The sequence below is a fragment of the Clostridium uliginosum genome, from assembly GCF_900112485.1.
In the GTDB taxonomy this organism is placed as follows: Bacteria; Bacillota; Clostridia; order Clostridiales; family Clostridiaceae; genus Clostridium; species Clostridium uliginosum.
This window is the reverse complement of sequence record NZ_FOMG01000003.1, coordinates 149,951-168,341: the sequence shown is the minus strand read 5'-3', so window position 1 is coordinate 168,341 and position 18,391 is coordinate 149,951. Positions and strand designations below refer to the sequence as shown.

Annotated in this window: 14 protein-coding genes; 6 read left to right on the top strand and 8 right to left on the bottom strand. The window is 27.6% G+C overall.

Annotated features, from left to right (window positions below; genetic code table 11):
• Positions 1–48 precede the first annotated feature (48 nt).
• Complete coding sequence (locus tag BM027_RS03535; protein WP_090088837.1) at positions 49–747, bottom strand: FadR/GntR family transcriptional regulator; 699 nt, start codon at positions 745–747, stop codon at positions 49–51.
• A 602-nt stretch (positions 748–1,349) separates the two neighbouring features.
• Here BM027_RS03535 and BM027_RS03530 point away from each other — a divergent pair.
• The gene (locus BM027_RS03530; protein ID WP_090088836.1) at positions 1,350–4,019 is read left to right on the top strand and encodes a cation-translocating P-type ATPase; all 2,670 of its coding nucleotides are present in this window, start codon (positions 1,350–1,352) and stop codon (positions 4,017–4,019) included.
• A gap of 25 nt (positions 4,020–4,044) precedes the next feature.
• The gene (gene hydE / locus BM027_RS03525) at positions 4,045–5,097 is read left to right on the top strand and encodes a [FeFe] hydrogenase H-cluster radical SAM maturase HydE (protein WP_090088835.1); all 1,053 of its coding nucleotides are present in this window, start codon (positions 4,045–4,047) and stop codon (positions 5,095–5,097) included.
• A gap of 307 nt (positions 5,098–5,404) precedes the next feature.
• On the opposite strand, the gene BM027_RS03520 is transcribed toward hydE, so the two are convergent.
• Both BM027_RS03520 and BM027_RS03515 read right to left on the bottom strand, forming a co-directional pair.
• Complete coding sequence (locus BM027_RS03520; protein WP_090088834.1) at positions 5,405–6,250, bottom strand: YitT family protein; 846 nt, start codon at positions 6,248–6,250, stop codon at positions 5,405–5,407.
• A 248-nt stretch (positions 6,251–6,498) separates the two neighbouring features.
• On the bottom strand, positions 6,499–7,227 hold the full coding sequence (locus tag BM027_RS03515; RefSeq protein WP_090088833.1) for a DUF3298 and DUF4163 domain-containing protein: 729 nt from the start codon (positions 7,225–7,227) through the stop codon (positions 6,499–6,501).
• Positions 7,228–7,494: 267 nt separating this feature from the next.
• On the opposite strand from BM027_RS03515, the gene BM027_RS03510 reads away from it, so the two are divergent.
• Complete coding sequence (locus BM027_RS03510) at positions 7,495–8,409, top strand: polysaccharide deacetylase family protein (RefSeq protein WP_090088832.1); 915 nt, start codon at positions 7,495–7,497, stop codon at positions 8,407–8,409.
• 330 nt (positions 8,410–8,739) lie between these two features.
• Here BM027_RS03510 and BM027_RS03505 read toward each other — a convergent pair whose 3' ends face one another.
• Positions 8,740–9,744, bottom strand: coding sequence for an anti-sigma factor domain-containing protein (locus BM027_RS03505; RefSeq protein ID WP_090088831.1), 1,005 nt, complete (start codon positions 9,742–9,744; stop codon positions 8,740–8,742).
• Between the two features lie 643 nt (positions 9,745–10,387).
• Here BM027_RS03505 and ispF point away from each other — a divergent pair.
• Positions 10,388–10,861, top strand: a complete 474-nt coding sequence (ispF, locus tag BM027_RS03495; RefSeq protein WP_090088829.1) for a 2-C-methyl-D-erythritol 2,4-cyclodiphosphate synthase — start codon at positions 10,388–10,390, stop codon at positions 10,859–10,861.
• A gap of 451 nt (positions 10,862–11,312) precedes the next feature.
• On the opposite strand, the gene BM027_RS03490 is transcribed toward ispF, so the two are convergent.
• From BM027_RS03490 to BM027_RS03480, 3 genes are all read right to left on the bottom strand, one after another.
• Positions 11,313–11,915 carry a hypothetical protein gene (locus BM027_RS03490; RefSeq protein ID WP_423230314.1) on the bottom strand — a complete coding sequence of 201 codons (603 nt, stop codon included), beginning with the start codon at positions 11,913–11,915 and terminating at the stop codon, positions 11,313–11,315.
• Between the two features lie 436 nt (positions 11,916–12,351).
• Positions 12,352–13,683 carry a phosphoglycerate transporter protein PgtP gene (pgtP, locus tag BM027_RS03485; protein WP_090088828.1) on the bottom strand — a complete coding sequence of 444 codons (1,332 nt, stop codon included), beginning with the start codon at positions 13,681–13,683 and terminating at the stop codon, positions 12,352–12,354.
• A 179-nt stretch (positions 13,684–13,862) separates the two neighbouring features.
• Positions 13,863–14,423: a glycerol-3-phosphate responsive antiterminator gene (locus tag BM027_RS03480; RefSeq protein ID WP_090088827.1), complete on the bottom strand. Its 561-nt coding sequence runs from the start codon at positions 14,421–14,423 to the stop codon at positions 13,863–13,865.
• 264 nt (positions 14,424–14,687) lie between these two features.
• Here BM027_RS03480 and BM027_RS03475 point away from each other — a divergent pair, with 264 nt between their 5' ends.
• On the top strand, positions 14,688–15,098 hold the full coding sequence (locus tag BM027_RS03475; RefSeq protein ID WP_090088826.1) for an HNH endonuclease signature motif containing protein: 411 nt from the start codon (positions 14,688–14,690) through the stop codon (positions 15,096–15,098).
• A gap of 685 nt (positions 15,099–15,783) precedes the next feature.
• Positions 15,784–17,715, top strand: coding sequence for a threonine--tRNA ligase (gene thrS / locus BM027_RS03470; RefSeq protein ID WP_090088825.1), 1,932 nt, complete (start codon positions 15,784–15,786; stop codon positions 17,713–17,715).
• Between the two features lie 132 nt (positions 17,716–17,847).
• Here the strand turns inward: thrS and BM027_RS03465 are convergent, their stop codons facing one another.
• The gene (locus tag BM027_RS03465; RefSeq protein WP_090088824.1) at positions 17,848–18,378 is read right to left on the bottom strand and encodes a GNAT family N-acetyltransferase; all 531 of its coding nucleotides are present in this window, start codon (positions 18,376–18,378) and stop codon (positions 17,848–17,850) included.
• Positions 18,379–18,391: the final 13 nt, after the last annotated feature.

Here is an 18,391-nt window from a genome sequence, read left to right as displayed (position 1 = left end):
ATCTATAGTATAATCTTTAGACAGTATCCTTATTATTATTTGTAAATTTTATTTATCATATTTGTAAGCTTTCCTAATTAAATCAAAATGTTCTTGCATTGCATTACAAACTTTAACTTCATCTCTAATCTTTAAAGCCTTTACTAAATTTTCATGTATTTCTAATAAGCTTTCCCGACTATTTCCTTCATGTAATATCTTCATTCTAGATGCTTTAATAAATTCATCCATAAGTTGAGATATTACTTCAAGAACATTAATTAGTAGTACATTCCTTGATGCCTTTGCAAGTAAGTAATGAAATTTTATGTCTAATTCAAGACTCTCTTCTTCACTTTCAGCTTCATACATTCTATCTAATATAACGGTTAAGAAATCTATTTCTGTATCTTTTATATTTGTTGCTGCTAATTTAGCGCACTGTAACTCTAAGGTTTCTCTTAAGTCATACATCTCCTTAAGTGAACTTTCTTGAAGCATAAACATAACTGAAAGAGGTTCAAAAAGTGAGTTATGAAAATCTGTTCTTATATAATTTCCTGCTCCTTGTTTACTTTCTACAAGTCCTATTACCTCTAATGCTTTTATAGCTTCTCTTACAGATGTACGTGAAACAGAAAGCGATTCTGCCATTTCTCTCTCTGACGGCAATCTATCTCCCTTTTTAATCTCACCGCTTTTTATTTTACTTTTAATTTGTTCTATAACTTGATCATATACTTTTGGTGTCTTAATAGGTGTGAACATAATTCTTATCTCCTCTTTATAATAATAGTTAAAATTTAGATTCAACTACATTATAACTATTATTGTAAACTAATTGCCAATAATGTGTAAAATAATATCTATTACTTCCTGAAATCTAAATTTATTTTTATCTATTATCCTATAATTAAATAATATCCAATATATTTTATTTTAATTGACAAACATTCATATTTAGAATATATTGTACTTAAGAAGACTTTGTCAACAACATTAATTATAAAATATATTAGGTATTATATTAAAAGGGAGTAGTTTTAAATATAACGTCAACATTCGCGGTTATTTATAGCCTGGTGTTATAACCTTATGGGTAACGAGACTTTTAATATAAGTTTAAGAAATATTTCTTAAACTTATATTAAAGGTCTTTTTTTGTACCTTAAGGGATATTCAAAAAAATAATAAGTCAGTACTCTAGTCTATTTGTCTGATGCAAAAAATAGACATCGTATCTTTGACTTGTTATTTTATTTCACATCCCTAAGCATTTGAAATAAAATAATGAGCAAACTATATAAAAGTGATGTTTTGTTAATTTTTTTGATAATGTATTAATTAAATTAAAAAGGAGATTGGCTAATATGAAAAAATATTTTTGTAAAAGTTGTGAAGACACTCTAAAGGAATTTAATGCTACTTTAGATGGTCTTACAAATGATCAAGTTCAAACTTTTTTAGAAAAATATGGTGAAAACATTTTAACAGAAAAAAAGAAAAAAAGTATTTACTCCATATTTTTAGATCAATTTAAGGATTTATTAGTAATTATATTAATTGCTGCTGCTCTTATTTCTATAGCTACTGGAAATATAGAAAGCACCATAGTAATCTTAGTAGTTATTAGTATGAATGCTATTTTAGGTACTGTTCAATATGTTAAAGCTGAACAATCTTTAAATAGCTTAAAAGCATTATCATCCCCTACTGCTAAGGTTATTAGAAATTCTATTCGGGTTGAAATCCCTTCAAAAGATGTAGTACCTGGAGATATTTTAATATTAGAAGCTGGTGATTTAGTTATTGCTGATGGAAGAATATTAGAAAACTTTTCTCTAAAGGTTAATGAAAGTTCTTTAACTGGAGAATCAGAAAGTGTAGATAAACATTCTGAAATTATAAATAGTGATGAAGTTGCTTTAGGAGATCAAAAAAATATGGTTTTCTCAAGTTCTCTAGTTACCTATGGAAGAGCTACTATTCTCGTAACCAATACTGGTATGAATACTGAACTAGGTAAAATAGCTACACTTATGGAAGAAACTCAAGAAAAAAAGACTCCTCTTCAAGTATCTTTAGATGATTTTTCTAAAAAACTTGCTATAGGAATTATGTTTATTTGTGCTATAGTATTTGCATTAAGCCTTTATAGAGGAAATAATATATTAGATTCTTTAATGTTTGCTGTTGCCCTTGCTGTTGCTGCTATTCCAGAGGCATTAAGCTCTATAGTTACAATTGTCCTTGCTATTGGTACTCAAAAAATGTCTAAAGAACATGCCATAATTAAAAAACTTAGAGCTGTAGAAGGACTTGGATGTGTATCTGTTATTTGCTCTGATAAAACTGGTACTTTAACTCAAAATAAAATGACTGTTAAAAGCATTTTTACTGATAATAAATTAATTTCCTCTAATGATATTAATTTAAATGCTCCACTTAATAATTTTCTTTTAACTAGCTCTGTACTTTGTAATGACTCAACTGCTATTGATGGTAATGAACTTGGAGACCCAACAGAGGTTGCTTTAATAAATCTCGGTCATAACTATTCTATCGATGAAATTTCTTGTAGAAATACTCATCCTAGATTAAGCGAAATACCTTTTGATTCAGATAGAAAATTGATGAGCACATTGCATACTATAGACAAAGATTATATTATGGTTACTAAAGGTGCTATTGATGTACTATTACATAGAGTTTCTTCAATTGAAACTTCAAGCGGTATAAAGCTCTTTACTCCACAAGATAAGAAAAGAATAAATGATATAAATGAAAAACTTTCTTCCAATGGATTAAGAGTTTTAGCTTTTGGCTATAAAAAACTAAATGAGAAAAAAACTCTTACTTTAGATGATGAAAATGACTTCACTTTCTTGGGTTTAATTTCAATGATAGACCCTCCTAGAGAAGAGTCTAAAGAAGCTGTTATGGATTGTATTAAAGCTTCAATTAAACCAATAATGATTACAGGTGATCATAAAATTACTGCATCTGCTATCGCTAAAGAAATTGGTATACTACAAGAAAATGACTTAGCTATTGAAGGACTAGAACTTGATAAGATGTCAGAAACTGAATTACTTTCTAAATTGGAACACATCTCAGTTTATGCTAGAGTATCTCCTGAGCATAAAATAAGAATAGTTAAAGCATGGCAAAAGAAAGATAATATTGTTGCAATGACAGGTGATGGTGTAAATGATGCACCAGCATTAAAGCAAGCTAACATTGGTATTGCTATGGGTATAACTGGTACTGATGTATCAAAGGATGCTGCTGCAATGATTTTAACTGATGATAATTTTGCTACTATAGTTAAATCTATTAGCAATGGAAGAAATATTTATGCTAATATTAAAAATTCTATTAGATTCTTACTTTCAGGAAATATGTCGGGAATACTTGCAGTTTTATATGCATCTTTACGAGCTTTACCTGTACCCTTTGCAGCTGTGCATTTATTGTTTATAAACTTATTAACTGATAGCCTTCCAGCTATTGCTATAGGAATGGAAAAATCAACTAAAGATGTTTTAAATGATAAACCTAGAGATAGTAAAGAATCCATTTTAACCAAAGAATTTATTAAGCGTATAGTTATTGAAGGTTTGTTAATTGGAATATTTACTATGGTATCTTATCACATTGGATTATCTAATGGTCCTGTTGGTACTGCAAGTACTATGGCATTTTCCACACTATGTTTAGCAAGACTATTCCATGGATTTAACTGTCGTGGAAGAAGATCTATTTTTTCATTAGGTGTATTTAAAAATAAATTTAGTTGGATTGCTTTTGGAACTGGATTAGCTTTATTAAATGCAGTTTTATTTATTCCAGTATTTCAAACTTTATTTGAAGTAACTCCTCTTACTGGATCAAATGTTGGATTTATATATTTATTTGCATTTCTTCCTACTTTAATAATACAATTGTATAAAGTTATTAGAGATTTTAGAGAAGACAAATATCAACATATATCTTATGAAAATAGAACTAAATCTAAATCTAAAAAACAAGTTGCTTAATGTATATTTAGCTAAAGGAGGCCATATGAATAAACTAATAGAAAAAGCTAGTCTTACTCATAATTTGAGTAAAGAAGAAATTTTAGAATTATTAAAATGTGATGACATAAATGAAGAATTATTTAAAACTGCTGATAAATTGCGTGAAGAACATTTAGGAAACTATGTTCATTTAAGAGGATTAATTGAATTTACAAATATATGTAAAAGAAATTGTATGTATTGTGGATTAAGAAGAGACAATAAAAATATAAAAAGATATAGATTAACTGAAGAAGAAATTTTAGACTTTGCAAAAAAAGCAGTATCTTATGGATATAAGACAATAGTTCTTCAAGGTGGAGAAGATGATTTTTTCACTAAAGAACGTATGGTTAATATAATAAAAAAAATAAAAAAATTAGGTGTTGCTTTAACCATAAGCTTAGGTGAAAAAACTTATGAAGAATATAAAGCTTTTAAAGAAGCTGGTGCTGATAGATATTTACTTCGTATTGAAACTACTGATAAGAAGTTGTATGAAGATATGGACCCTTTAATGAGTCATGATGAAAGATTAAGTTGTTTAAAAAACTTAGGTGATTTAGGGTATGAAGTTGGAAGCGGTGTACTTGTTGGTCTTCCAAATCAAACTTTAGAGTCTTTAGCAGATGATATATTATTTTTCAAAAAAATAAATGCTGATATGATTGGTATTGGTCCATTTATCCCTAATGAAGATACCCCTTTAAAAGATTGTACAGGAGGAACTCTTACCTTAGCTTTAAAAGTAATGGCTTTAACTAGATTGTTACTTCCTGATATAAATATTCCTGCAACTACTGCAATGGAATCATTAACCAAGAATGGACGAGTTGTCGCTCTTCAAAGTGGAGCTAATGTTGTAATGCCAAATGTTACTGAAGGTGAATATCGAAAACTTTATGCTCTATACCCTGGTAAAATCTGTACAGGAGATACTCCATCTCATTGTCGTGGATGTATTACAGGTAAAATAAATATAATTGGTAGAGAAGTTTCTGATGGATTTGGCTTTAGAGGAAATAAAAATTCTAATTCTCACACTATAGTAAAATAGAAATATTATGCTTTGTTTTAAAACTGTGTTGATATAACAATATCAACACTCTGCTAAAACATAACCAAATATTAAGGCACATGAAAGCTGCTTCAAAATTAAGGTGATTTTGAAGCAGCTTATTTTTCATTCTATAATTAATGCATATTAGTCATATTAAAGAAAATAGCAAGTCAAAGATGCGACGTATATTTGGTGTCAGACAAGGAGATGAAATTAACGCATAGCAAGCTATGGGCTGATTTTATCGACATAGTATGACGCAAAATAGACTAGCATACTGACTTGTTATTTATTTTAATATGCCTTATTCTAGTATATTTTTAAATCCTTGTCCGAGTACTTCTGTTGTTTCATTTACTGTAATAAAAGCCTCTGGATCATGCTCTTTCATAAATTGCTTTAATTGGATGAATTGTGTTCTACTTAATATTGTCAATATAACACAGTTTTGTTCTTTCGTGTATCCTCCCTTACCATAAAAGACAGTGCACCCTCTATCAACATCCTTCGTTATATAATTAACAACAAGCTCTTCTTTCTTAGTAAAAACCATTACTTGTTTGGATAAATTAAAGCCATCTATAAATTTATCAATTAAATTACCCGTCAAGTATACACTTAACAATCCAAACAACCCTAACTCCACTCCAAATGTATACATCGCTAATAATATTACTACAGAATCAGATATTACAAGAGATTTCCCGAAATCTATATTACAATATTTATTTAATATTTTAGCCGTAATACTAGTCCCACCAGTTGTTGCATCTTGAGTATACATAATTGCTGTTCCCATTGCTAAAAGTGCACTTCCAAATATTGTAGCAAGAATTAAATTATCTGTTATAGCTATAGGTGTAGTACATTTTTCTATTGCTGATAATATAATTGATAGCCCAAAAGCTGCATATATACTCTTAATTCCAAAACTACCACCTATAAATATAAATGCTACAGCAAACAATATTACATTGAATACTATCATTACTATTCCTGGTTCAATTCCTAATATATTATTTATTACTAACGCTAGTCCAGAGACTCCTCCACATGCTATATGATTAGGAAAGAAGAATAACTCAAGTGCTATAGCAACTAATATCACTCCTATTGTTATTAAACTATATTCTTTTAACAATCTCTTCATTTTATCCTCCTTAGTTTATTTTTAGGCATAATATTTATACTAATAATTTTTAAAGTAACTTAGGCATCTCCAAATAAATAATTTTCTTTTAATATCTAAAATATATATAATTTAAATTATTTCTACTCTAAATTATATATATTAACAAACTTTATTTCATTACTCTTTTTTTAAAATTAATTTTATTTTTGAACTGTGCAAATCTAAATGAAAATTCTACATAAGTTCCTCTTTTAATTACTACGTTATCATGAGTAAATAAAATTTTTACCAAATAAACTTAATGGTATTTTAAACACTGGTATACCACTTACATATGGTGCTATATCATATACTTGATAATATATGACTAAATTTTCTCCTTCTATATAAAAATTTTGATCTTGCTTAATCCCTTTAAATTCATTTCCTGAATCAAAATATTTATCAGGTTCCTTATTTATTTGATTTTTTATTTCCTTATTAATTATATCTTGATAATTATATTTTGGAAGAAATATATCATTTAATTTCAGTAAAATTTCTTTACTTTTGTCCACAGTGTAAGATGTTCTTGTAGTAATTCCGTGTGCTCCTCCTAAAAATTCGTAATAATCATTATAAAAGCTTAAAATTAAATCATTATTTTTTGTAATAAAAGGCTTTGATACAATTTGATATGGAAATGTAGGTACGTTGTCCACTATATCTCCAAAATACTCCTTTGAAACTTTTTCAGCTTCTGCTACTTTAGGCATAATGTCATTATAAATTGTATTGTTGATTAAATCGACTTTATTCTTATCATTGCCTCCTATAAATTCTAAAATTTTAACATCTTCTTTTAAATAGCTGAAATTTTTACCTAAAGACTTTTCCACAATATTCAACTTATTAACTGCTTTAATTTCAATATTTGTCAACAAATGTTGTGGATAAATTCCTGTTAGCATTAATGGAACTAATAATACTCCTATGACGCTTGAAAATAAAGACATAGCTGTTTCCTCCTTTGTTCTTCATTAAGACTATTTTTATCAAATATTCACAAAATACACATGTAATTTTTTGTATATTAAATAATTTTATAACAGGTTATCCACAGGCACCTGTGGATAATGTTAATAAGTGTAAAACTTTTCATTTTAAAAATTATTTATTATTACATTTGTTGCTTAAAAAATATTATGTTAGAATCTTTATAGAGTATTTAAAAGAAAATAATACTTAACATGAATATTATAGAAAACATCTAGGAGGGTATTATGTTAAACAATATTAATAAACTTTTCACCAAAAAGTCTTTTTTAATAACTTTAATTTGTATCTTAATTTGTAGTTTTGGTGCATATCTAATATATAATAAAGTAACTTCAAATAGCACCATTAAAGACAAAATTCAAAATGAAAATAGTCAAACTTTAGATAAACCTAAAGACACAACTAATAATACTGTTGAAGATAAATCATCACCTAAAGAAGAGGTTGTAAAAGAAATTCCTATGATTAATGAAAATATTGGTGTTCCTGTTTTATATTATCATTCTGTTAAGGAAACTGAAGATAATGAGGTAACTATATCTCCACAAAAGTTAAGAAATGAGCTTAGATATATAAAAGATTCAGGTTACACAACATTAACAATGGCAGAACTACAAAACCACTTATTAAACAACACTGCAATTCCTGAAAAAAGCATAGTTATCACTTTTGATGATGGTTACATGAATAATTATACTAATGCTTTTTCTATATTAAAGGATTTGGATATGAAAGCTACTATCTTTTGTATTACTTTTAAATTAGATGGACAATACTATCTTTCAGAGTCTGCCATAAAAAACATGTCTGATTATGGAATAGATATTGAGAGTCATACAGCTGGTCATCCTGATCTTACTAAAATGACTTATGAGCAGCAATTATCAGAATTTGTAGAATCTAAAGAAGCCTTAGAATCAATAACCGATAAACCAGTTACAGCTGTGGCTTATCCTTATGGTAATTATAATGATGATAGTATAAGAGCTGCAAAAGATGCTGGATTTGCTTTAGCATTTACTACTCATCTAGGTCTTGCAGATAGAAATGATAACCCTTTTTCTCTTGATAGAATTTATATCAGTTCATCTTATGATATGGATACTTTTAAAAACTTATTAGCTAATACAAAAAAATAAGGACTATGACGCAAAATAGACTAGTATACTGACTTGTCATTTTGGTAATATGCCTAATGTATTATTTTTGGGTTCTGTTTTAATATAGTGTTAATATTGTTACATTTTTGTTCAGTGGGCATTAGAATTTGACTTTTAGAACTCTTAATGAGTATTGTCACATTAATTGTTTGTCCGAAGCTTGTCTTTGGAGCAAGCTGGAATGGGACTATACTCATTTAGATGTTCTTAAGTTTAATTCTTTAGCCCATTGAACAATATGTAACAATATCAACACTGTTTTAAAACAGAACCTATTTTTTTAATTCATCAGTAAATAAAGAACTATATTTATTCATACAGTTTTGTACTTAAATTATGTTGATTGCCTGCATTATTTACTACTACCGAAATTTTATTTTCGTTAATAAACTTGCTTGTTTTAATTAGAGTTCCATATTTCAACGAATCTCCATTTACTGTTATTAAGACCTTTTTATCAATTGGTATCATATCATTATTAAATGCATATTCTAGAACTTCCTGTACTACCGTATCAACATTTTTATGTGACAAATCACTTTCACTTATAAGTTTTTTCCCTTTATCTGTTTGAGAAGAAACATATATTACTTTATCCAAAAAATTAACTTCAACCTTTATTGAAGAGGTTGTATTTATCATTAATGTACTATTAACCTTCCAATACTGATTGTATGAAATAAACCCCATAAAAATCATCAGTAAAATTATTATAGAAATATGCAATTTATAATGCCTTAAGCTCTTTTTTTCTCGTCCCTGAACTTCTTGACCTACTCTAGGTTTATTATTAGTTTTCAGCTTTATAAACTCACCTGAAGATGTTAATATATATGAATATCTTTTAAAGGATTTCATTGCAACGCCTCTATAAACATTAGTTTTTTTTCTAAGATTAGAATTTTGTAACTTAGATTCTCTTTCTTCAACTCTAAAATAATCTTGGATACCCTTATAATCAGCATTAGAAAAAATTATAAAATAAGCTAAAATATATTCTTTCCACCTTTTTAAAAATTCATTATTAACTTTAAGAATTTTTGATAATTTACCAATAGGTAAAGATTTGTTTTTTATAATCTGCTCTACAATCTCGTTATTTTCAGATATATAATATGCTATGTTTAAAATAATGTTTCGCTGTTTTTCTTTAGGAGGATAATTTGCTAAGTCCTTAAGTAATATTTTATATAAAGATAATTCTTTTAAAAACAAAGATATTTGATTATTCCTATGTCTTTCAGCTTTATCTCCAATTAAGAGCATACCTGGAATTGATGAAAACATATATTTACTACTATTAAACTCATTCATACTACTAAAACTCCTCCTAATGTTATCTCATATACCTTAATACTTTATGAAAAAAATACCAAGTCAGTATTATTTTCTTTTTTAATCATTAATATTTACTATCAAAAATTTAGTTTGTTCATATGATGTTATTATATCACAGAAATTTATCCTATCACTACCATCACTTATCTTCATCTTCTTTAAAATTAATCGATAAGCAATGTTGTGCATATGGATAAATGTTTTAATATTCCACCTAAAAGCAACAATTTATTATATCTCCATATTATATCATTACACTGTAAACATCTATTATTACTTATATCTAAAATCAATATTTATGGAGATTGTTATGCAAAGAAAAATTATATATGTAAACTTTGTTAAAAAGCGTAGAATAACATTTTTAGGTTTCATAGTTAATCGTATTACTTCTTATATACATGTTAAATTACACTTAAAAAATGTTCCATCAAGTTGTACTGTAAAAAATAATGAATCAATGCCCATTTTATATAACCAAATTGATTACTATAAATTAAAATGATACAATAAAAATATAAGGCATAAAAAAATAACAAACCAGTATTCTTATATATTGGACTAATTATTTTCTTCTAAGTGCCTAATTTTAAAGACTTAAAATGAAAGGATATTGTATATGAGAGTAGGATTGGGCTATGATGTACACAAATTAGTAGAAAACAGAAAGTTGATTTTAGGTGGAGTTGAAATTCCTTATAAAAAAGGTTTATTAGGTCATTCTGATGCTGATGTACTTTTGCATGCTATCATGGATTCCTTATTAGGCGCATGTGCTCTAGGGGATATAGGACATCACTTTCCAGACACAAATGATAAATTTAAAGGAATATCTAGTATTAAGCTATTAGAAGAAGTATACACATTAATTTCTAATAACGGTTATACTGTAAATAATATAGATGCCACAATAATCGCCGAGCGACCTAAAATGCTACCTTATATTCAAAGCATGAGAAAAAATATTGCAAAAGCTCTTCAAATAGATATTAATAAAATTAATGTTAAAGCAACCACAGAAGAAGGTCTTGGCTTTACTGGCAATGAACTTGGAATATCAGCTCAAAGCATTTCTTCTCTTATAGAAAAATAAGGCTCTGTTTTAAAATAGAGCTAAAAATAAAAAGGATGTCTAAGAATGATTTTCTTTAAAATCACCTTAGACATCCTTTTCTTTTTTTACTTCTATAATTTCAAAATACATGGGGCTGTCTCATAATACAAATCATTTAATGATATGATGTATATTCAAAAAAGAAATAGAAATAACATTTGTGGAAGAAGCATTGAAAAATAAGCTTAGAGTTTCTTCATTTGAAGTTGTTCCATAAATGATTGTCCTAATGCATATTAGGAGCAATCTTTTATGGGTACAACTTTAAATGTTAGAAACTATTAGCGAAATTTTTCTAGTCTTCTTTAATAAATGTTATTTCTATTTCTTTGTTATTACTTCACTTGCTAATTCTGAGACAGCCCCACTTATAATTTTCATAAATTAAGACACATTTAAAAAAATAATAGACCAATATAACTAAATTTTTCTAAAATACTTCAGTTAATCTTTTTAATAGAATTTTTCTGAATTTTTCACCTTTGAGAATATCTTTTGTTCCATTTTTACAAATGTTTCTCCACTCATCTAAAGATGTTCCAATTTTATCTTCTAATTCTTTTTCAGTACTTGTAATTAAACTAGATGAAATTACAAACTCCCCTAATTCCTCTGGAGTTTTAAATAACTTTAAATATAAAAATTGTTTATTATCTCCAGTCCAATTATAATTAAAATCTTTAATGAATTTCTTCACTTCTAATTCTATTTTATTTACCGGCATGTCCCACATTTTTCTTAATTTCTCATAATCCTTTTTCATCTTAATAGCTGTTTCTTTATTAATCTTTTTAAGTTTTTCCCCATCTTTAATAATTTTCTCAACTGTTAAAAATGGAACTTTAGTAATTAATTTTTCTTTACCATATATCCATTTATAAAATGCTTCTTGCAAAAATGAATATTGAACATACCCAAGTAAGCTATTTGCATTAGGTACATACCCCCAAATACTATTTACTCCCATGTTTTTATTAAATATAAGTGTATGAAAATAAAGACATTTATCTGTAGGTGGTTTTTGCATAAACATATGACCTCTTATAGTTTGATTCTCACTTGTGATATATTCCCAATATTTAAAAGAATTAAAATTTTCTCTCACCCTAATCATCCTTCTTTCTATTATATTTTGTTCTATAGCACATACCCTTTATACTTTTTGTATACCATTACACCTATATTATATAGTATGAAATACTATTTAAACAAATTCTATATATATTAAATTTTAAGCTTACAATAAGCTATTATCATAATATTAATATATTAATAGTTTTATCTCCTAATCCCCCCATTCCTCTTATCTATATGTAAATTGATATTTTTTCCCATTTAATTTATAATATTATACATAAGTTTTTATAAATAGAATTTTTATAATAATCTGCACAAAAAAAGTGTGCTTTTTTAACTCTAATGAGTTCAAAAAAGCACACTTTCATATATTTAATTGAGGATTGTTAATTTTATTGAGCAGTTTGTTTAGCAGCTATATTATGAGTATTCCATGTAAATGATAGGAAAACTATTGCTAAAACGGCTGAAACCATTAATAGAATAAATCCTCCATCCCAGCTAAATTTATCCACTACTGCTCCCATTACTAATTCAGCTGCTACTTGTCCTCCCATGTAACCAAATAACCCTGTAAATCCTGCGGCTGTACCTGCAGCTTTTTTAGGTACAAGATCTAGTGCACTAACACCTATTAGCATAACAGGTCCATATATCAACGCACCAATTGATGCCAATGAACAATTTATTGCTATCATACTTGTACTCTTCCAATAAACGAATGTCGCTATTGCAACACCTACCATACATATTATGCCCATAGGTGCTCGTCTTCCATGAAAAATACGGTCACTAGCCCATCCAACTATTATAGTTCCTGGAATTGCAGCATATTCAAATAATGCAAATGCTATAGATGAGTCTTTTGGATTAAAATTTCTAACTTCTTGTAGATATGTTGGTACCCAATTTATAACTCCATATCTAACTAAATAAACAAAAACGTTTGCAAATGCTATACACCATAACAGTTTATTGTTTAACACATATTTAAATAATATCTCTTTTGCAGTAAGCTCAGCTTCTGCATCTTCAACTACTTCTTGAACTTCTGGGTAATCATTCATATATTCTTCAATTGGTGGTAAACCAACAGATTGTGGAGTATCTTTTGCAAATATCATGTAAACTATACCACCAACAATTGCAATTATTGCAGGTAAATAAAATGTACCTTTCCAACTTCCAAATATAGACACACCAATTAAAACAACAGTTGCTATAAATCCTCCACCTACGTTATGTGCTGTGTTCCATATTGACATCTTAACTCCACGTTCACTATCTGAAAACCAGTGAGTCATTACTCTACCACATGGTGGCCATCCCATACCTTGAAACCAACCATTAAGTAGCATTAGTATAAACATCATTGATATACTAGTTGCATTAGGTATAAATAAATTTGATACTCCGGATAATATAAGACCTATTGCTAGAAAATATTTTGGATTGGACCTATCCGATATATTTCCCATGACAAATTTACTTATACCATAAGCTAATCCTAATGCCGAAGCAACAAAACCTATTTGTGTTTTAGTAAATCCTTGATCAAGAAGATATACTTTTGCCAATGAAAAGTTACTTCTCACAAAATAATAAAGAAGATATCCAACATATATACTTATAAACACTTGTATACGATATCTTTTATAGCTTGATGATATCTTTTCTTCTGGCATCCTCTCAATATGAGGTGCTGGTTTTAAAAAATTTAACATAAAAATCCCTCCAAAATATTTAATGTATTACTATCTAAAATTCACTTCTTTTTATCAAGCATTATCCCTTATAAAAACCTCTACTTTATAAAAACATAAAATTTATCAATATAAAAACTAGATTTTAATTTCTCAAGATTATATCTTGTTTTTCAATTATTTAATACTATGTTCTAAATCTATACATTCCAAAGTTCTTTATTCGTTGTAGATATACATGTTGCACCAGATTGCAGTGCTAAAATAACTTCTTTTTTGTTTTCAATTAAACCGCCTGTAATAATCGGTTTCTTTATATCTTTACACATATTATCTATAACTTTAGGTAAAATACCTGGCAATATCTCTATTGCATCAATTGTTGCTACTAAATGCTTTTTAACATTTATCAATGATAATGTATCAAATATGAAAAATCTTTGAATAGCTAATAACCCATAAGTTTTAGCAATCTTCAATACATGAGGCTTGGTGCTAATAATACCTTTAAATTTAGTTTTTTGTTTTAAATAATTCATAACAACTTCTTTAGTAGAAACAAATCCATCAACTAAATCTATATGGATTATTCCTATTTTTCCTTTGTCATTTATTGAATTACTTATTTGTCCGATACTCATTATATCTCCGAATAACACAAATATAATTTGTGATGAAGATTCTAACGCCAGATCTAACTCTTCTTGATTTTTTACAGATGCTATAATTGGGTTCTGTTCTAATAACTCTACAATACTCATAAGCTTCCCCCCTTAAAACGTTTACCATATGTATATATTATAATTAAACCTTTTCAAAATTTAATCATAATTGTTTCAAAAATGTAACATTTTACTTATTGTGAAAATATATATATTATGAATATTATTTTTTTTATTAATCTTTATATTATGTATTAAAATACGATTTTTTTAAATTAACTATTATCAATGTTAATAAGTGAATTGATATTTTAGTTTACTTATTTTATAATGTTATTCATAAACTTTTAAGGAGGAGCGTATTTGTATTTATGTGAATTATGTAAAAATAAAGCTGACATACACCATATTGTACACAGAAGCGAAGGTGGCTTTGATATAAAATTAAATTATAAATATTTATGCGAGTACCATCATAGAGGAAAACATGGTCCCCATCACTGTACAGAAATCGACATCGGGTACAAGCTAGAACTTCAAAATAAATTATTTTACCTTCTTCAAAAAAATTATTATACGTTTAAGGAACTAATGGCTATTTTAGAGTTATCTAGTAACCAGCTCAAACGAATAATAAAGAAGTTAAAATTATATAAAGAAGGCTATAAAAAATTAGATGTAATTGTTGCAATTATGGGTGGAAAATTATATTCTGAAGAAATGATTATAAATTTAAGTTTAGATAAATTAATTGATAATATTGATAAAAATTAATATTATTTTAGGTTATGTTTTAAAATAGTGTTTATATTGTAATATAAACATTCAATTAAAACATAGCCTTTTTTAAAATCAAATAAGTGCTATATATGTTGAAATAACGTCTATTGATTAAAAATAATGCAATATATATTAGTTTTTTACTAAATATAATTAAAAACATTTTTAAGGATTTCATTGACATAGAAAAATCAAATCATTATAATAAAAAATAATATAAGATAACACGTTGATGAGGACAGTAAACTAAAACCTTATTTTCAGAGAGAGAATATGTTAGTGGAATTATTCTTAAATAAATTTAGTCGAAAACCACCTCTGAGTGACTTTAATAAAGTCCGTATTTATCACGTTACGATAAATTTAAGTGACCTATTTTATTAGGCTATTAAAGTAATCTTTAAGTTTATACTTTTTGTATATTGATTATTTTGATTAATCTATTTTAGGTAATTAGAGTGGAACCACGGATATTACTTCGTCTCTATATTTTTAGAGATGGAGTTTTTTTATTTGCAATAATTTAAGCACATGATGCAAAATAAACCAGTGTGCTTGTCTATTTTGCATCATGTGTCTTATTAAACGTCTACCCTAGCCATACTAAAACTTATATTATTGACTACTAAAATTATAAATAAATACTTTATATTTTACATATTTGGAGGGAGTTTTAAAAATGATAAAAATAACTTTAAAAGATGGCTCTGTTAAAGAGTTTGAATCAGGTTTATCTGTTTATGAAATTGCTAAATCAATAAGTGAAGGTTTAGCTAGAAATGCTTGTTGTGGTATTGTTAATGATAAGGTTTGTGACCTTAGAAAAGAAATTAATGCAGATGTTGAATTAAGCATTTGTACATTTGATTCTCAAGAAGGTAAGAATGCAGTAAGACATAGTATTTCCCATGTTTTAGCTTATGCAGTTAAAAGATTATTCCCTGAAACAACATTAGCTATAGGACCTTCTATTGCTACTGGTTTCTACTATGACTTTGATAAAGATGTTGCTTTCACTTCTCAAGACCTAGAAAAACTTGAAGCAGAAATGCAAAAAATAGTTAAGGAAAATCCTTCAATAGAAAGATTTGAACTTTCAAGAGATGAAGCTTTAAAATTAATGAAAGATGAACCTTACAAGGTAGAACTAATTAATGATCTTCCTGAAGAAGAAATTATTTCATTCTATAAAGTTGGAGACTTTACTGATTTATGTGCTGGTCCTCATCTTATGTCATTAAAACCAGTAAAGGCAATTAAACTTATTAGAAGTTCAGGTTCTTATTGGAAAGGTAACGAAAAAAATAAAATGCTTTCAAGAATTTACGGAACTGCTTTCTTAAAGAAATCAGAACTTGAAGATTTCTTAGAAGCTTTAGAAGAAGCTAAAAAGAGAGATCATAATAAACTTGGTAGAGAATTAGAATTATTCACAACTGATGAAAGTATTGGTCAAGGTCTTCCTCTAATGATGCCAAAGGGAGCTAAAATAATTCAATTACTTCAAAGATGGGTTGAAGATGAAGAAGAAAAAAGAGGATATTCTTTAACTAAAACTCCATTAATGGCTAAGAGTGATTTATATAAAATCTCTGGTCACTGGGATCACTATAAAGACGGTATGTTTGTATTGGGCGATGAAGAAAAAGATAGCGAAGTATATGCTTTAAGACCAATGACTTGTCCTTTCCAATATACAATTTATAATGCAACTCAACATAGCTATAGAGATTTACCAATAAGATATGGTGAAACTTCTACTTTATTTAGAAATGAATCATCTGGAGAAATGCATGGATTAACTCGTGTTAGACAATTTACTTTAGCTGATGGTCATCTTGTATGTACTCCTGAACAATTAGAAGAAGAATTCAAAGGAGTTCTTGAATTAATTGACTATTTAATGAGTACTTTAGGTATTTCTGAAGATATAACTTATAGATTCTCTAAATGGGATCCTAAAAATACTGAAAAATATATTAATGATCCTGATGCTTGGAATCATACACAAAATGTTATGAAACAAATCTTAGATCACTTAAAAATAGATTATGTTGAGGCTGATGATGAAGCTGCATTCTATGGTCCAAAGCTTGATTTACAATGTAGAAATGTTCATGGTAAAGAAGATACACTATTTACTGTTCAAATAGACTTCGCTTTAGCTGAAAGATTTGATATGACTTATGTAGATAAAAATGGAGAAAAGAAACGTCCATATATAATCCATAGATCATCAATTGGTTGCTATGAAAGAACTTTAGCAATGCTTATAGAAAAGTATGCAGGTGCATTCCCTACTTGGCTTGCTCCAATTCAAGCAAAAGTATTACCAATCTCTGATAAATACAATGACTATGCTGATTCAGTTGTAAAATCTTTAAGAAATAAAGGTATTAGAATTGAAGGAGATTACAGAGCTGAAAAGATTGGTTACAAAATCAGAGAAGCAAGACTTCAAAGAACTCCTTACATCTTAGTTGTTGGAGAAAAGGAAGCTGCTAACAATGAAGTTTCTGTAAGAAGTAGAAAAAATGATGATGAAGGTGCTATTAACTTAGATGCATTCATTGAAAGAATTCTAAAAGAAGTTGCTAACAAAGAAAGATAAAAAATATTATATCATATAAACTTCCGAAATGAGGGGAAGGCATTTGTTATAAATTGCTACTAATGCAACATTAAAACAAAAGTCTTCCCCCATTTCTATATTTGATATATATTTTTTTAATTAGGTTCTATTTTAATTAAAGTATTCTTCCTTTAAAATTGAATAACAAACTTCATCTACAATTCTAGTATCATATAGCTTTTTTGCACATCTTATTGTACCCTCATACTTAAATCCACACTTTTCTATTACTCTCTTTGAACGATTATTGAAAGTATAATGACATACGGATAAAATATCTAGTTTTATTTCTTCAAATGCATATTTAATTACGCATTTTACCGCTTCAGTCATAATACCTTTTCCCCAATATTCTTCTGAAAGGACATATCCAAGCATATTTGAGTTTATTCCGTTTCTCTTTTCATCAGTATGAAGACCTATTGAACCAATAACCTTATCATTTTCTTTGTATACTATAGCCCATGTCTCATCTTTTTCTATAAATAATTCTAATATTTTTTTAGAATCTTCTTTATTTGAGTGTGGTTCCCAACCTGCATTTGGACCGATATTAGGATTTTTTGCGTATTCATAAAAATCTTCTAAATCGTCTATTGTCCAAGGCCTTAATATCAGTCTCTCAGTTTCTAAGACTTTCATAGTTTGCCTCCTT

What these genes read in the sequence shown, in the direction of transcription:
- BM027_RS03535 (WP_090088837.1), bottom strand. Translation starts at nt 747, where the DNA reads ATGTTCACACCTATTAAGACACCAAAAGTATATGATCAAGTTATAGAA.
- BM027_RS03530 (WP_090088836.1), top strand. Translation starts at nt 1,350, where the DNA reads ATGAAAAAATATTTTTGTAAAAGTTGTGAAGACACTCTAAAGGAATTT.
- hydE (WP_090088835.1), top strand. Translation starts at nt 4,045, where the DNA reads ATGAATAAACTAATAGAAAAAGCTAGTCTTACTCATAATTTGAGTAAA.
- BM027_RS03520 (WP_090088834.1), bottom strand. Translation starts at nt 6,250, where the DNA reads ATGAAGAGATTGTTAAAAGAATATAGTTTAATAACAATAGGAGTGATA.
- BM027_RS03515 (WP_090088833.1), bottom strand. Translation starts at nt 7,227, where the DNA reads ATGTCTTTATTTTCAAGCGTCATAGGAGTATTATTAGTTCCATTAATG.
- BM027_RS03510 (WP_090088832.1), top strand. Translation starts at nt 7,495, where the DNA reads ATGTTAAACAATATTAATAAACTTTTCACCAAAAAGTCTTTTTTAATA.
- BM027_RS03505 (WP_090088831.1), bottom strand. Translation starts at nt 9,744, where the DNA reads ATGAATGAGTTTAATAGTAGTAAATATATGTTTTCATCAATTCCAGGT.
- ispF (WP_090088829.1), top strand. Translation starts at nt 10,388, where the DNA reads ATGAGAGTAGGATTGGGCTATGATGTACACAAATTAGTAGAAAACAGA.
- BM027_RS03490 (WP_423230314.1), bottom strand. Translation starts at nt 11,915, where the DNA reads ATGTTTATGCAAAAACCACCTACAGATAAATGTCTTTATTTTCATACA.
- pgtP (WP_090088828.1), bottom strand. Translation starts at nt 13,683, where the DNA reads ATGTTAAATTTTTTAAAACCAGCACCTCATATTGAGAGGATGCCAGAA.
- BM027_RS03480 (WP_090088827.1), bottom strand. Translation starts at nt 14,423, where the DNA reads ATGAGTATTGTAGAGTTATTAGAACAGAACCCAATTATAGCATCTGTA.
- thrS (WP_090088825.1), top strand. Translation starts at nt 15,784, where the DNA reads ATGATAAAAATAACTTTAAAAGATGGCTCTGTTAAAGAGTTTGAATCA.
- BM027_RS03465 (WP_090088824.1), bottom strand. Translation starts at nt 18,378, where the DNA reads ATGAAAGTCTTAGAAACTGAGAGACTGATATTAAGGCCTTGGACAATA.